Consider the following 15029-nt stretch of genomic DNA (forward strand, 5'->3'; position numbering starts at 1 on the left):
AAGGCGCAAACCGCATGACGACGGTTTGCCCAGGGCAATGCTCACGATTATGAAAATTTCTTCACATGAAAGCAAATTGCGAATCGATGCGACTTGCTTAAACGCAAACCGTCCGGCGCCGGCCACGCGCCCGCGCCAAAAGCGAAACCGGCCGCAACGCCCATCCCGCGGGCATTCCAGCCGGCTTCTCCGTTACCGCTCAGACCCGGCGCGCCTCCTGCACGCCGGACAATTCCATCAGACGCGACAGCACGCGGCTGATGTCCTGCACCTGGCGCACTTCCACCGTTAGCCGCAGCCGGCTCCTCTGGTCGCGCGACAGGGTGTTGACGCCGATCAGGTTCAGCTTCTCGCGCGACAGCACGTCGGAGATGTCGCGCAGCAGGCCAGGCCGGTCCTGCGACATCACCTCGATGTCGATCGGGAACACGCTGTTCTTCTGCTCGCCCCACTCGGCGGCGATCAGCCGCTCCGGCACTTCCTGTGACAGCTTTTTCAGGGTCAGACAGCTGCTGCGGTGGATGGAGATGCCGCGGCCCTTGGTGACGAAGCCCATCACCTGGTCGGGCGGCGCCGGCTTGCAGCATTTGGCCAGCACCGTCATCAGATTGTCCACGCCCTCGATCAGCACGCCGCCGGCGTCGTGGCCGCCCTTGCTGGCGCGGATCAGGCTTTCCGGCTGCACCTCCACCGCCGGCGGCGGCGCGAAGCTGGTGATCGCGTTGCTGACCGCGCGTATCGTCAGCTCGCCGTGCCCCAGCGCGCCGTAGACTTCATCCAGCTTGTCGTAGCCCAACTTCTCCGCCAGCTGCTGCAGATTGGGCTGGATGTGCGGCCGGCGCGCCAGCTCGCGCTCGAACAGCGCCTTGCCGGTCTCGCGCACGGTGTCGGCGTTCTGCAGGCGGATGTACTGGCGGATCTTGGAGATGGCGCGGTGGCTCTTTACCCAGCCGTCGTGCAGCCAGTTGACCGACGGGCCGCCTTCCTTGGCCACCAGTACTTCCACGCGCTGGCCGTTCTGCAGCGGCGTGGACAGCGGCACGATCTGCCCTTCCACCTTGGCGCCGCGGCAGCGGTTGCCCAGCCCGGAATGGATGGCGTAGGCGAAGTCGATCGGCGTCGCGCCCTGCGGCAGCGCCAACACCTTGCCCTGCGGCGTCAGCACGTAGATGGTGTCGGCGAACAGCTCGGTCTTGAACGCCTCGGCCAGGCCTTCGCGGTCGGACATCTCCTCGCGCCAATCCAGCAGCTGGCGCAGCCAGGAGATCTTTTCCTCGTAAGCCGCATCGCCCTTGCCGCCCTCCTTGTAGCGCCAGTGCGCGGCCACGCCGAACTCGGCGTGCTCGTGCATCTCGAAGGTGCGGATCTGCACCTCCAGCGCCTTGTCCTCGGGGCCGACCACCGCGGTGTGCAGGCTGCGGTAGTTGTTGGCCTTGGGATGGGAGATGTAGTCGTCGAACTCGCCGCGTATCGGCTGCCACATGCCGTGGATGATGCCGAGCGCGGTGTAGCAGTCCGGCAGCTTGTCCACCAGGATGCGCACCGCGCGGATGTCGTAAAGCTCGGTGAAATCGAGCTTTTTCTTCTTCATCTTCTTCCAGATGGAATAGATGTGCTTGGGCCGGCCGGCCACCTCGGCCCGAACGCCGGCCTTTTTCAATTCGTCGCGCAGGACATCCAGCACCCGCTCGATGTAGTCGATGCGCTCCAGCCGGCGCTCGTCCAACAGCTTGGCGATCTTCTTGTAGGTGTCCGGCTCGGTGTGCCTGAGGCCCAGGTCCTCCAGCTCCCACTTGATCTGCCATACGCCCAGGCGGTTGGCCAGGGGCGCGAACAGCTCCAGCGTCTCGCCGGCGATGCGGCGGCGCGTCGTCTCATCCGGCACGTTGGCCAGGTAGTGCATGGTCTGGGTGCGCCAGGCCAGCTTGATCAGCACCACGCGGATGTCCGCCACCATCGCCAGCAGCATCTTGCGCATGGTTTCGGCCTGGCGCGCGCAGTCTTCCGGCGTGGCCATCCTGTCGATGCGGGCGAACTCGGTGATGCGGCGCACGCCGCCGACGCCGTCCACCAGCATCGCCACGGTCGGGTTGAAGTTCTCGGTCAGCCAGGCCTGCCATTCCGGCTGGTAGTCCGGCGCCGAGAACAGCAGCGTGGCGACGATGGCGTCGGGCAGCAGGTTCAGATCGGCGACGACCGCGGCGGCGGCCACTGCGTGGGTGAACAGGTCTTCCCCGGTGGAGGGAACGGTCTTGCCGGCGTACAGCCCGCGCGCGGCATGAAAGGCGCGCGCCAGCAGCTCGCCTTCCTCATGGGGAAAGACGGCGGACATGCGCTCCAGCCAGCGCGCCGGGTCGGCGGCGTCGGCCAGGGTATCGGCAACGGTGCGGACTACGGAAACCATATCAGTTCTATCTGGACGGACTCGCCGTCTTAAAACCGCGGCCGGGCGCGCCCGGCCAGCGGATTGGCCACGCGGACAGGGCTAGCCTGCCCTCTTTCAATCATGCGCCGCCAGCCTCAGCAGCAATCGGCGCACCGGAGCCGGCACGCCGGCGTCCACCGCCTGATCGATGTCCAGCCACTGGCCGTCGGCCTCGGCGACTCCCGCCGCGGCCAAACGGTCTATCCGGACCGGCTGCGGCGTGATGATCAGGCGAAAATGGGTGAATACATGTTCCAGCTCCGGCCAGGCGGGCAGCATGTCGCCATCGCCCCGGCCGCTCAGCCAGCCTTCCATCTCTAGCGTGGTGCCAAACTCCGGCAGCGACAACAAGCCGCCCCAGATGCCGGTGGGCGGCCGGCGCTCAAGCCATACCTTGTTTTCGTGCCGCGCCAGCAGCATTGCCGTGTGGCGCGTCGGCACCGCCTTCTTCGGCCGCGGCGTCGGCAGCTCGCCGGTGCGGCCCTCTCGCGCCGCCGCGCAGCCATCCACCATCGGACAGACGGTACAGGCGGGCTTGCCGCGGCTGCATACCGTGGCACCCAAGTCCATCAGGCCCTGCACATAGGGGCCGATGTCGGCGGCGTCGGCCGGCAGAATTTGCTCGGCCAGCGCCCACATCCGTTTCTCGATCGCCTTGTCGCCGGGAAAGCCGTCTATGCCGAAACAGCGCGCCAGCACGCGTTTGACATTGCCGTCCAGAATGGTTTCGCGCCGGCCGAAGGCGAAGGCCGAAATCGCGGCGGCGGTGGAGCGCCCGACACCGGGCAAGCGCTCCAATTGCTCGCGCTCCGCCGGAAACGCGCCGCCGAACTCGTCCATCACCATCCGCGCCGCCTTGTGCAGATTGCGCGCCCGGCTGTAATAGCCCAAGCCGCTCCACTGCGCCAGCACGTCGTCCGCCGGCGCGGCAGCCAACGCGGCCACATCCGGAAAACGGGCCAGGAAGCGCGGATAATAATCGAGCACGCTCTTCACCTGGGTCTGCTGCAGCATGATCTCGGACAGCCAGACGCGGTATGGATCCGTCACCTGCCAGGGCAGGTCGTGGCGGCCGTGCCGCCGTTGCCAGGCCACCAGCCGGGAGGCGAAACTGCTATGCAACATCGCAATCCAATATCCAATCGAACCGGTTATGGTAGCGGAAAGCCGCAGCGTCACCAAGCAGGCGGCGGCCAAATACGTTAAAATTAAAGGATTACTTATTTTAGCTTGTCCATTCGAGGTCGTTTCATGTCCAGTTTCCGCTCCCGCCAACGCGCCAGCCAGCGCCGCGATCAAACCAGCCGCGAACGCGCGGCCAACTCGCCGGCAGGCGGAAACCCGAGCGCCCCCGATCGGCAGCCGCAGGACGGCAAGCCGCGCGCGCCCTATTCCGGCCAGCGCCCCGGTCCGGGCAAGCCGGACTGGAAGCCCGGCCAGGAGCAGCGCCGCTTCGACAAGCGCCCTGACGACCGCGGCGAAGGCCAGCAGAAGCGCTTCAACCGCGACGGCGACAAGCCGGCCTGGCAGCCGCGCCAGGACGACCGCCGCTTCGACAAGCGTTCGGACGATCGCGGCGAAGGCCAGCAGAAACGCTTCAACCGCGACGGCGACAAGCCGGCCTGGCAGCCGCGTCAGGACGATCGCCGCTTCGACAAGCGCTCGGACGACCGCGGCGAAGGCCAGCAGAAGCGTTTCAACCGCGACGGAGACAAGCCGGCCTGGCAGCCGCGCCAGGACGACCGCCGCTTCGACAAGCGCCAGCCGGAAGCCGGCCATGAGCGCCGCTACGACCGCGACCGCGGTCCGTCCAATCGCAAGCCGCTGCCGGAAGGCGTGGAACGCTCTTCCGAATTCCGCCGCGACGGCGCGCCGCAGGACAAGCGCTACAGCCGCGACCGCGGCCCGTCCGGCCGCAAGCCGCTGCATACCGAAGACGCCCCGCCGCGCGAATTCAAGCCGCGCGCCGAAGGCGACTTCCGCCGCGATGACAAACCGCAATGGCAAGCCCGCGAAGACCGCGCGCCCTACGGCGACAACGGTCCGCGCAAGCTGTTCGCCAAACGCGAGGGCGGCGACAGCCATTCCCGCCGCGACGACAAGCCTCAATGGCAGCCGCGCGAAGAACGCGGGCCGCGCCACGACGGCGACGCGCCGCGCAAGGCCTTCTCCAAGCGCGAGGACGGCGAGCGCGACAACCGCTTCCGCCGCGACGACAAACCGCAATGGCAAGCGCGCGAAGAGCGCGAGCCCCGCCACGACGGCGACGCGCCGCGCAAGCTGTTCTCCAAGCGCGAGGACGGCGAGCGCGACAACCGCGTCCGCCGCGACGACAAGCCGCAGTGGCAGCCGCGCGAAGAACGCGCTCCGCGCCACGACGGCGACGCGCCGCGCAAGACCTTCGCCAAGCGCGAGGACGGCGAGCGCGATAACCGCTTCCGCCGCGACGACAAACCGCAATGGCAGCCGCGCGAAGACCGCGCCCCGCGCCAGGACGGCGACGCGCCGCGCAAACTATTCTCCAAGCGCGAGAATGGCGAACGCGACAACCGCTTCCGCCGCGACGACAAGCCGCAATGGCAACCGCGCGAAGACCGCGGCCCGCGCGGCGACCGGCACGAGCATCGCCCGCGCGGCCTGCAGCCCTTCGGCGACACCCACCGCGTCGACCAGCCGCGCCGCGCTTTCGAACAGCGCCCGCATGACGGCGGCCACGGCCACGCGCCGGCCGTCCGCGCCGAAAACGTGATCACCAATCGCCTGGACAGCCGGCTGTCGCTGTTCGCCCCCTGCCCGCGCGGCCTGGAGCAGATTCTGGCCGACGAATTGCTGTCGCTGGGTGCCGGCGACATCGCGCCGACCGACGGCGGCGTGGCCTTCGCTGGCGACGCGCGGCTGATGATGGCCGTCAACCTGCACAGCCGCACCGCCAGCCGCGTGCTGCTGCGCCTGGCCCACGGCGGCTACCACGCCGACCAGGACATTTACCGGCTGGCGATGAGCGTGGACTGGCCGCGCTGGTTCGACGTGTCGCGCACCATCAAGCTGAAAGCCGACGGCATCGCCGCCCGCGTCAAGAGCCTGGACTATATCGGCCTGACGGTGAAGGACGCGATCTGCGACCGCTTCCGCCAGACCCAGCAGGGCCGCCCCAGCGTCGACACTCGCCACCCGGACGTGCGCGTCAACGTATTCCTGACCGCCGACGAGGCGACCATCTATCTGGACACCAGCGGCGAGCCGCTGTTCAAGCGCGGCTGGCGCGAGGAAACCGGCGAGGCGCCGCTGCGCGAAAACCTGGCCGCCGGCATCCTGATGCTGGCCGGCTATGACGGCAGCCAGCCGCTGCTGGACCCGATGTGCGGCAGCGGCACCTTCCTGGTGGAAGCCGCCGACATCGCATTGAACCGCGCGCCGGGCCGCGCCCGCGGCTTCGGCTTCGAAGCGCTGTCCAGCTTCGATTCCGCCGCCTGGGAAAAACTGCAGCTGGACGCGCGCAAGGCCGAGCAGCCGGCCGCCTCGCTGGCCATCCGCGGCTCGGACCGCTCGCAGGCCATGATCAACATCGCCCGCGCCAACCTAGAGCGCGCCGGCCTGGCCGACCTGATCGAGGTCGCGGCCGCCGATGTCGCCGACACCCGCCCGCACGCCGAGCACGGCCTGATCGTCAGCAACCCGCCCTACGGCGTGCGGCTGGAAGAACAGGACCAGCTGGCGGCCTGGTACCCGGAGCTGGGCGACTGGCTGAAGGCCCACTTCGCCGGCTGGACCGCCTGCCTGTTCAGCGGCGACCTGCGCTTGGGCAAGCTGATCCACCTGGCGCCGAAACGCCGCACGCCGCTGTTCAACGGCTCGCTGCAATGCCGCCTGTTCGTCATCAATATGGTGGAAGGCAGCGCCCGCAAGCAGAAGGACGGCGGCGAAGCGGCAGACGACAACGAAACAGCCGAAGAATAATCGGATGCCTTGCCGCCATCCCCCGGATGGCGTGAAAAGGGCCGGGAGGCATCATGCCCTCCCGGCCCTTTCTTATATCTGTCCGCCGTTGCCGGCGAACGTCAGTTCTTCGCCAAGGCCTTGCGGAAGTCCTCGTCCGCCAACAGCTGGCTCACCAACTTGCGATACAGCCCCTCATACTGGCTAGCCGCCAGCGGAATGGCTACCGCGCCGATGAAGGATGACTCCCACTGCGACGCTGCCTCCACTTTGCGGTCATAGCGCACCGCGCCATCGCGCGTCACCACGAAGCGCGCGGCCAACGCCGCCGTGCCGGTCGACACCGCCGGATCCAGCGAATTTTCCAGCAATTCGCCGCTCACCTGCGCGCTCGACTTGTCATCGAGCAGGCCAGCCGCCTGCAATTCGGCTTTCAGCGTCGCGCCCAGGTACTTGGAGAAAGAACCGTCGGTTGGCGCCGTCAGACTGTTCGCGCCGCGCATGCTGAGGCTACTGTCAGAGTCGGCGCTCAAATTGGCCGCCGGCTTGAACACACCAACTGCTACCTGAGTCAGGTTGCTCTCGCGGATCTTGGCGATGTTTTCCATCGACGACTTGGCCGGAGACATCACCATCTGCGCGCAACCAGTCAGGAACAGGGAAGATGCGCCGAGCAGCGCCACTACCGCCAGTTTGATAATTTTTTGCATGATGTGCCTTTAACTTAATTAATTGCCGAATCCGCTGTCCTGCGACAAATCGTGCAGCGCGTTGCTCAAGACTTCGTGCGTCATCTGCAGCACCGCATCGCCGATATTGGCCGACTTTTGCGCCCCTGCCGGCGGCTGGGCGTTGCCTACCGTGGTGTGGATGGCGTGCCGAGCCGTCTTGACGATGGGCTTGCTGCTGCCCGCAGGCAGGTAGCTGACGGTGCAGACATAGCCGTCGGTCACCGCGGAGCCGACCGCTCCGAAGGTCAAACCAGTGACGAAGCCGCTGGCCTCTCCCTTGGTCAGCGGGATGTTGTTCAGGCTGATGTTCAGGATCGGCATGCCCGCCGCCGGCTGGGTTTCCACCGCGGAGAACAGGCCCGATTCCGCCACCTGGGTCTTGACCGCGGTCTGCAGGAATTCAGTGGCGCGCGGCACCGGCATGCCCTGGTTCTGGAACTCGAATACCAGCTGAACCGGCTTAGGCGACGCCGGTTTTTTCAGTTCGGATACCGGCACATCCTTGGTGGCGGTATCGACATAAACGCTGGCGCAGCCGGTCAGCAGGGAGCTGCCTGCCAGCAGACACACTGCGAACCAGCGATTTGCGCCGGAAAAAAGCTTATAATTTTTAAATATCATCCAAATATCTCTGCGAGTCAGTACGCTAAAAGAAAACACAAAACAAAGCGGACAATCCGCCATCGTATCTTCACGGACTGGCAGTCTAACAAAAGCCGGCACCGCAAATACGATGTCATCAAAATAATTTTCAACACAATGACCATGACTGCCGGGAAGCTTTCCCAGCGTCAACCGAGCCGCCGCCACAACATGCAAACCTCCTTCCTGTCCGCCACCATCCTGCTGATCCTGATCACCGACCCGCTGGGCAATATCCCGCTGTTCATCTCCGCGCTGAAGCAGGTGAAGCCCGAGCGCCGCAAACGCGTGGTCTACCGCGAATGCCTGATCGCCTTCCTGGTGCTGACCATCTTCATGCTGTTCGGCCGCAATTTCCTCGAACTGATGCACCTGACCGACGAATCGATGCGCATCGCCGGCGGCGTGATCCTGTTCCTGATCGCGATCAAGATGATCTTCCCCGGCGAAGGCAGCGTGTTCGGCGGCGACAAGCTGCACGGCGAGCCTTTCATCGTGCCGATCGCCATTCCGCTGATCGCCGGCCCGTCGGCGATGGCCACCGTGCTGTTGCTGTCCACCCGCGAGCCGGGCCGGATGCTGGAATGGATGGGCGCGCTGACCATCTGCATGCTGGTCACCACCGTGGTGTTCCTGTTCTCCGGCAAGCTGCAGAAGCTGCTGGGCGAACAGGCCATCACCGCGCTGGAGCGGCTGATGGGCCTGGTGCTGACCGCCATCTCGGTGGAAATGCTGCTCAGCGGCTTCGCCTCCTATCTGAAGCAGCTGCACTGAATATTCAAATCAGATACGGCATCAGGGTTATCCCCGATAGGGATATCGACAATGCTCCCGGCTGATGGCAGTTGTTAGCATCGCTGGAAAATGGACCGTTCAAGAGTCCGCGTTCCTGCAATCAACGCCAGTCGGGAGAACCATGCAAACCAAGACTCCATTCTTTTCGCGCCTGTACGTCCAGGTGCTGATCGCCATCGCGCTGGGCGTCACGCTCGGCGCCCTCGCGCCTGACCTCGGCGCCAAGATGAAGCCGCTGGGCGACGCCTTCATCAAGCTGATCAAGATGATGATCGCCCCCATCATCTTCGCCACCGTCGTGGTCGGCATCGCCAAGATGGGCGACATGAAGGAAGTGGGCCGCGTCGGCGTCAAGGCGCTGTTCTACTTCGAAGCCGTCACCACGCTGGCGCTGGTGATCGGCCTGATCGTGGTCAATCTGCTGCAGCCGGGCGCCGGCCTCAACATCGACCCGCACACGCTGCACGCCAAGGACATCGCCAAGTACACCGCCGGCGCCAAGGAAATGAACACCGTCGATTTCCTGCTGCACATCATCCCGGACACCGTCGTCGGCGCCTTCGCCAGCGGCGAGATCCTGCAAGTGCTGACCTTCTCGGTGCTGCTGGGCCTGGCTCTGACCAAGATGGGCGACAACGGCAAGAACATCGTCCACATCCTGGACGAGTTCTCCCACGCGCTGTTCGGCGTGATCAATATGCTGATGAAGCTGGCCCCGATCGGCGCTTTCGGCGCGATGGCCTTCACCATCGGCAAGTACGGCATCGGCTCCTTGAAGCAGCTGGGCTTTTTGATGGCCTGCGTGTATCTGACCTGCTTCGCCTTCGTCTTCATCGTGCTGGGCACCATCGCCCGCTTCTCCGGCTTCAGCCTGTGGCGCTTCCTGGTCTACATCAAGGAAGAAATCCTGCTGGTGCTGGGCACGTCTTCGTCGGAATCGGCGCTGCCGGGCATCATGAAGAAGCTGGAGAACCTGGGCTGCTCCAAGCCGGTGGTCGGCATGGTGGTGCCCACCGGCTACTCGTTCAACCTGGACGGCACTTCCATCTACCTGACCATGGCGGCGATCTTCATCGCCCAGGCCACCAATGTGAACCTGACGCTGGGCGAGGAGCTGGCCATCATCGGCGTGCTGCTGTTGACCTCCAAAGGCGCGGCGGCGGTGACCGGCGGCGGCTTCATCACGCTGGCGGCCACGCTGGCCACGCTGGGCGGCAAGCTGCCGGTGGAAGGCCTGGCGCTGTTGATCGGCATCGACCGCTTCATGTCCGAAGCCCGCGCCATCACCAACCTGATCGGCAACGGCGTCGCCACCGTGGTGATCGCCAAGTGGGAAAAAGCCTTGGACGTCGAACGGATGCGCCAGGTGCTGGAAGGCGCAGAGCCGCCCGCCCCGCCCAGAAGCCGGCAGGAAACCGCGCCGGAACCGGCGCTGCAGACTTCCTGAGGCGCCCGCGCCCGTTTCCGCCAACCCGCCGCCAGGCGGGTTTTTCGTTTCATTTAGGACGAAATTCTTGATTTCGCTGTCCGCTCGTCCACGATGAAAATGCTAGGAGGAGTGGAAATGGAAGACTTTTGGGTGCAATACGGCGATGAAATGCTGCCCGTCATCGGCGATTTCCCACGCCAAGGCAGCTATTTGCCCAGCTTCATGCTGGTGGACGACCAGAAGCGCGACGCCCCGCTGGAGGGCTTCTCCCACACGCCGAAGCTGATCGTCACCCTGTTGTCGGTCGACGAGGACGAGCACGCCGGCCTGCTGCTGTTGCGGGAAACCCGGCGCTTTCTGGACAGTTGGCCCCATCTGAAGCTGATCGTGATCACCGTCGACTCACCGTCGTCGCTGGCCCGCGCGCGGCACGAACACGGCCTGCCCAATATCGCGCTGCTTTCCACGCTGCGCGGCCGCGACTTCCACAAGCGCTACGGCGTGCTGATCACCGAGTACCCGCTGAGCGGCTACACCTCGCCGTCCATCATCCTGGCCGACGCCGCCAACGTGGTCCATTACTCGGAGCGGCTGGCGAATACCCGCGACTTCTTCAATTTCGACGCCATCGAGGCGCTGCTGCAGGAGGGCGAGCAACAGGCGATGGCCGCCGAGCGCGAAGCCGCGGAAGTGCGGCAGGAGCAGGAGGCAGAACGGGAAAAAGGCACCGAGCGGCTGCTGGAGAAGGCCAAGCTGATTCAGGATCAGCTAAGCCGGAACGGCGGCGCCGGACGCTGAGCCCGGCCGGCCGCAGATAAAGAAAAACCGCCCGTTTCCGGGCGGTTTCTCATTCACCGATGGATGACTGGCAACCTTAGCTGTTCAGTTCCTTGGCCAGATACAGCCAGGTCTCCACCACGGTGTCCGGGTTCAGCGACACGGTCTCGATGCCCTCTTCCACCAGCCACTTGGCGAAGTCCGGATGATCGGACGGGCCCTGGCCGCAGATGCCCACATACTTGCCCAGCTTGCGGCAAGCCTGGATGGACATGTGCAGCATCGCCTTCACCGCTTCGTTGCGCTCGTCGAAGGTGGAGGCGATCGGGCCGCCGGAGTCGCGATCCACGCCCAGCGTCAGCTGGGTCATGTCATTGGAGCCGATCGAGAAGCCGTCAAAATGCTGCAGGAACTTCTCGGCCAGCACCGCGTTGGTCGGCAGTTCGCACATCATGATCAGGCGCAGGCCGTTGTCGCCGCGCTTCAGGCCGTTTTCAGCCAGGATCTCGACTACCTTCTCGGCTTCGGCCAGCGTGCGGACGAAGGGGATCATCACTTCCACGTTGGTCAGACCCATCACGTCGCGCACCTTCTTGATGGCGCGGCATTCCAGCTCGAAACAGTCGCGGAACGACTCGGCCACGTAGCGGGCGGCGCCGCGGAAGCCGATCATCGGGTTTTCTTCGTGCGGCTCGTACAGCTGGCCGCCGATCAGGTTGGCGTACTCGTTGGACTTGAAGTCCGACATGCGCACGATGACCTTCTTCGGATAGAAAGCCGCGGCCAGCGTGGACACGCCTTCGGCGATCTTGTCGACGTAGAAGTCCACCGGGCTGGCGTAGCCGGCGATGCGGTCGGAAATGGTTTCCTTCAGCTCCGGGCTCAGCTTGTCGAATTCCAGCAGCGCCTTCGGGTGGATGCCGATCTGGCGGTTGATGACGAACTCCATCCGCGCCAGGCCCACGCCTTCGTTCGGCAATTGTGCGAAGTCGAACGCCAGTTCCGGGTTGCCGACGTTCATCATGATCTTGACCGGCGCCTTGGGCATCTTGTCCAGTTCCAGATCGATGATTTCCACATCCAGCAGGCCGTCGTAGATGTTGCCGGTATCGCCCTCGGCGCAGGACACGGTGACCTGCATGCCTTCCTTCAACACGCGGGTGGCGTCGCCGCAGCCGACCACGGCCGGGATGCCCAGCTCGCGCGCGATGATGGCCGCGTGGCAGGTGCGGCCGCCGCGGTTGGTGACGATGGCGGCTGCGCGCTTCATGACCGGTTCCCAATCCGGATCGGTCATGTCGGTCACCAGCACGTCGCCGGGTTTGACCTGATCCATCTCGGACGCGTCGCGGATGGTGCGCACGGTGCCCTGGCCGATCTTCTGGCCGATGGCGCGGCCTTCGCACAGGATTTCGGACTTGCTGTTCAGGCGGTAGCGGCGCAGGGTGTCCTTGCGGTCTTCCTGCGACTTAACCGTCTCCGGACGCGCCTGCAGGATGTACAGCTTGCCGTCCACCCCGTCGCGGCCCCACTCGATGTCCATCGGGCGGCCGTAATGCTTTTCGATGATCAGCGCGTACTCGGCCAGTTCGGCCACTTCCGCGTCGTTGATCGAGAATTCTTTGCGCAGCGCCGGCTCCACATCCACGGTCTTGACCGAACGGCCGGCTTGCGAGGCGTCGGTGAACTCCATCTTGATCAGCTTGGAGCCCATGGTCTTGCGCAGCACGGCCGGGCGGCCCGCGCGCAGCGTCGGCTTGTGCACGTAGAACTCGTCCGGGTTCACAGCGCCCTGCACCACGGTCTCGCCCAGGCCGTAGGAAGCGGTGATGAACACCACATCTTCAAAGCCGGACTCGGTGTCGATGGTGAACATCACGCCGGCCGCGCCCTTGTCGGAACGCACCATGCGCTGCACGCCGGCGGACAAGGCCACCACGTCGTGGGCGAAGCCCTTGTGCACGCGGTAGGAGATGGCGCGGTCGTTGTAGAGGGAAGCGAAAACGTGTTTCATCGCATCCTTGACATTGTCAAGGCCGCGGATATTCAGGAAGGTTTCTTGCTGGCCTGCGAACGAGGCATCGGGAAGGTCTTCCGCGGTGGCGGAAGAGCGGACCGCTACGGAGATGTCGGCGCCGCCTGCATCGGCCACCATCTTGTCCCAGGCTTCCTTGATGTCTGCATCAAGCTTGGCCGGGAACGGGGTGTCGATGATCCACTGGCGGATTTCCTTGCCCACCCGGGCAAGTTCGCTGACGTCGTCGATATCGAGTTTGGCGAGCGCGGCGCTGATCTTGTCGGCCAGGCCATTATGCTGCAGGAAATCCCGGTACGCCTGGGCGGTGGTGGCAAAGCCGCCGGGAACACGAACGCCGGAACCCGCCAGCTGACTGATCATTTCACCGAGGGAGGCGTTCTTGCCGCCTACCTCTTCCACGTCGGTCATACGCAGCTTCTCGAACCAGATGACGTAGTTGTCTGCCATCACTTCACTTCCTGTGTTGGGATTGGGACGATGGGCCGCATTCTAGCCGAATTACGTGCGAATTGCGTAGCATCTTTTGCGCTGCACAAGACTTTTTGCGACAGGATGGTCGACAAAATAAATACAATCAAACAGTTGTTTTGAAAATGACCGTTCTCAATAGTTATTTGTCATGTAATTTTATGATTACATGAAGGAAACGATCCGAATCCCGCCATATCGCCGCCGCCCGCGCCGGTATACACTTTGCAGCAGGCAAATCCACCATCCGCAGGGTCATCCATGTCGCACCACCGTTCAGCCTTCTTCATCTCAGACCGCACCGGCATCACCGCAGAATCGCTGGGCCACACGCTGCTGACCCAATTCGACGCGCTGGACTTCCAGCGCGAGACCGTGCCTTTCGTCGACACCGTGGAGAAGGCCCGCGCGCTGGCCGAACGGATCAGCGAAATCGCCGAACGCGACCACCTGCGGCCGCTGGTGTTCACCAGCATCGTCAACCCGGAGGTGCGCGAGGCGCTGCGGCTGGAAAACGTGGTGCTGATCGACTTCTTCGAAACCTTCATCGGCCATCTTGAGGGCGAACTCGGCCAGAAAGCGACGCTGACGGTGGGCAAGGCCCACGGCATGGTCAACGAGGAGAAATACGATCACCGGATCGAGGCGGTGAACTTCTCGCTGAACCACGACGACGGCGTCAAGCTGAAGGATCTGGACGAAGCCGATGTGATTCTGGTCGGCGTGTCCCGCTCCGGCAAGACGCCGACCTGCCTGTATCTGGCGCTGCAATACGGCATCCGCGCCGCCAACTATCCGCTGACGCCGGAAGACCTGGGCAGCCCGACCCTGCCCAAAATCCTGCTGCCGTTCAAGGACAAGATGTTCGGCCTCACCATCGATCCCAACCGGCTGCACCACATCCGCTCGGAGCGCCGGCCCGACTCCAAATACGCCAGCATGGACAACTGCCGGCGCGAGGTGAACGAGGCGGAGTCGATGTTCCGCCATCACGGCGTGCCCTTCATCAGCACCACCCACAAGTCGATCGAGGAGATCGCGTCCACCATCATGCACAAGGCGGCGCTGGGCCGGAAATTCTGACCCCGGCGCGGGCGGCGCCTAGCCGCCCGCCCGCTTGGCCTTGAAGCCCAGCCTGGCCAGCTCGGCGATCACGATCTCCACGTGGTCGCCCTGAATTTCCAGCGTCCAGTCCTTCAGCGTGCCGCCGCTGCCGCAACGCGCGCGCAGCTGCTTCCCCACCTTGGCCAGTTCGTCGGCCGCCAGCTGCAGCCCCTTCACCACCGTGACCGCCTTGCCGCCCCGGCCCTTGGTCTCTCTGGACACCCGAACCACGCCGTCCCCGGCCGGCGCGGCCGGCGTCTTGCAGCGGCATTGCGCCTCGGGCTGCCCGCATTCCGGACACATCCGTCCATGCTCGGTGGAGTACACCAGCCCGCCCGTTTTTTCTCTTCCCATCTCGGTTTCGCTCCCGGCATGGGCACCCATGCCATCCAGGCAAAGCGCCTTTATGCGCTATGCCATTGTTTATTTGTAAATTTCCTGCAAACCCAAGAACAATAGCAACTATTCGCTCTCAAATATTGTGAATATTACCAAAGAGAGCGTCATGAATCTGCCCGATCCCCATCTGCCGCCCATCGCGGCGCTGCGGCAGCACTCCCCGCAACGGGTCGACGGCATCGCAGCCGCCAGCCAGGGACAAACGCCGGCCCAACGCGAACTGGCGGAAATGCTGTTCCGCCGGCTGCTGAACAGCCAGCAGGCCGCGCCCAGTCCGGCGCAGCC

The 15029-nt window shown here is 64.6% G+C and carries 11 protein-coding genes; 5 read left to right on the plus strand and 6 right to left on the minus strand.

Annotated elements, in window-relative coordinates:
- Window positions 1-199 precede the first annotated feature (199 nt).
- Both ACX17K_RS08590 and mutY read right to left on the minus strand, forming a co-directional pair.
- Window positions 200-2404 carry a RelA/SpoT family protein gene (locus ACX17K_RS08590; RefSeq protein ID WP_493774463.1) on the minus strand — a complete coding sequence of 735 codons (2205 nt, stop codon included), beginning with the start codon at window positions 2402-2404 and terminating at the stop codon, window positions 200-202.
- A 96-nt stretch (window positions 2405-2500) separates the two neighbouring features.
- Window positions 2501-3547 (minus strand): A/G-specific adenine glycosylase, encoded by a 1047-nt coding sequence (gene mutY, locus ACX17K_RS08595; protein ID WP_493774623.1) that lies wholly within the window; start codon window positions 3545-3547, stop codon window positions 2501-2503.
- A gap of 129 nt (window positions 3548-3676) precedes the next feature.
- Between mutY and ACX17K_RS08600 the strand changes: the two genes are divergently transcribed.
- Window positions 3677-6382, plus strand: coding sequence for a THUMP domain-containing class I SAM-dependent RNA methyltransferase (locus ACX17K_RS08600; RefSeq protein WP_493774464.1), 2706 nt, complete (start codon window positions 3677-3679; stop codon window positions 6380-6382).
- A 101-nt stretch (window positions 6383-6483) separates the two neighbouring features.
- Here ACX17K_RS08600 and ACX17K_RS08605 read toward each other — a convergent pair whose 3' ends face one another.
- Window positions 6484-7071, minus strand: coding sequence for a hypothetical protein (locus tag ACX17K_RS08605; protein ID WP_493774465.1), 588 nt, complete (start codon window positions 7069-7071; stop codon window positions 6484-6486).
- Window positions 7072-7089: 18 nt separating this feature from the next.
- Window positions 7090-7662: a hypothetical protein gene (locus tag ACX17K_RS08610; protein WP_493774466.1), complete on the minus strand. Its 573-nt coding sequence runs from the start codon at window positions 7660-7662 to the stop codon at window positions 7090-7092.
- A gap of 243 nt (window positions 7663-7905) precedes the next feature.
- On the opposite strand from ACX17K_RS08610, the gene ACX17K_RS08615 reads away from it, so the two are divergent.
- The 3 genes from ACX17K_RS08615 to ACX17K_RS08625 all read left to right on the plus strand — a co-directional run bounded on the left by ACX17K_RS08615 (window position 7906) and on the right by ACX17K_RS08625 (window position 10756).
- Window positions 7906-8508, plus strand: a complete 603-nt coding sequence (locus tag ACX17K_RS08615; protein ID WP_021478811.1) for a MarC family protein — start codon at window positions 7906-7908, stop codon at window positions 8506-8508.
- A gap of 142 nt (window positions 8509-8650) precedes the next feature.
- On the plus strand, window positions 8651-9976 hold the full coding sequence (locus ACX17K_RS08620) for a dicarboxylate/amino acid:cation symporter (protein ID WP_493774467.1): 1326 nt from the start codon (window positions 8651-8653) through the stop codon (window positions 9974-9976).
- A 117-nt stretch (window positions 9977-10093) separates the two neighbouring features.
- Window positions 10094-10756, plus strand: coding sequence for a redoxin family protein (locus ACX17K_RS08625; protein ID WP_231151110.1), 663 nt, complete (start codon window positions 10094-10096; stop codon window positions 10754-10756).
- A 76-nt stretch (window positions 10757-10832) separates the two neighbouring features.
- On the opposite strand, the gene ppsA is transcribed toward ACX17K_RS08625, so the two are convergent.
- Window positions 10833-13220 carry a phosphoenolpyruvate synthase gene (gene ppsA, locus ACX17K_RS08630; RefSeq protein ID WP_493774468.1) on the minus strand — a complete coding sequence of 796 codons (2388 nt, stop codon included), beginning with the start codon at window positions 13218-13220 and terminating at the stop codon, window positions 10833-10835.
- A 282-nt stretch (window positions 13221-13502) separates the two neighbouring features.
- Here ppsA and ppsR point away from each other — a divergent pair, with 282 nt between their 5' ends.
- The gene (gene ppsR / locus ACX17K_RS08635) at window positions 13503-14324 is read left to right on the plus strand and encodes a posphoenolpyruvate synthetase regulatory kinase/phosphorylase PpsR (protein ID WP_231151108.1); all 822 of its coding nucleotides are present in this window, start codon (window positions 13503-13505) and stop codon (window positions 14322-14324) included.
- Between the two features lie 18 nt (window positions 14325-14342).
- On the opposite strand, the gene ACX17K_RS08640 is transcribed toward ppsR, so the two are convergent.
- Window positions 14343-14699, minus strand: a complete 357-nt coding sequence (locus ACX17K_RS08640; protein ID WP_493774469.1) for a translation initiation factor Sui1 — start codon at window positions 14697-14699, stop codon at window positions 14343-14345.
- Window positions 14700-15029: the final 330 nt, after the last annotated feature.

This window comes from Chromobacterium sp. INPA-IVC (assembly GCF_059047085.1).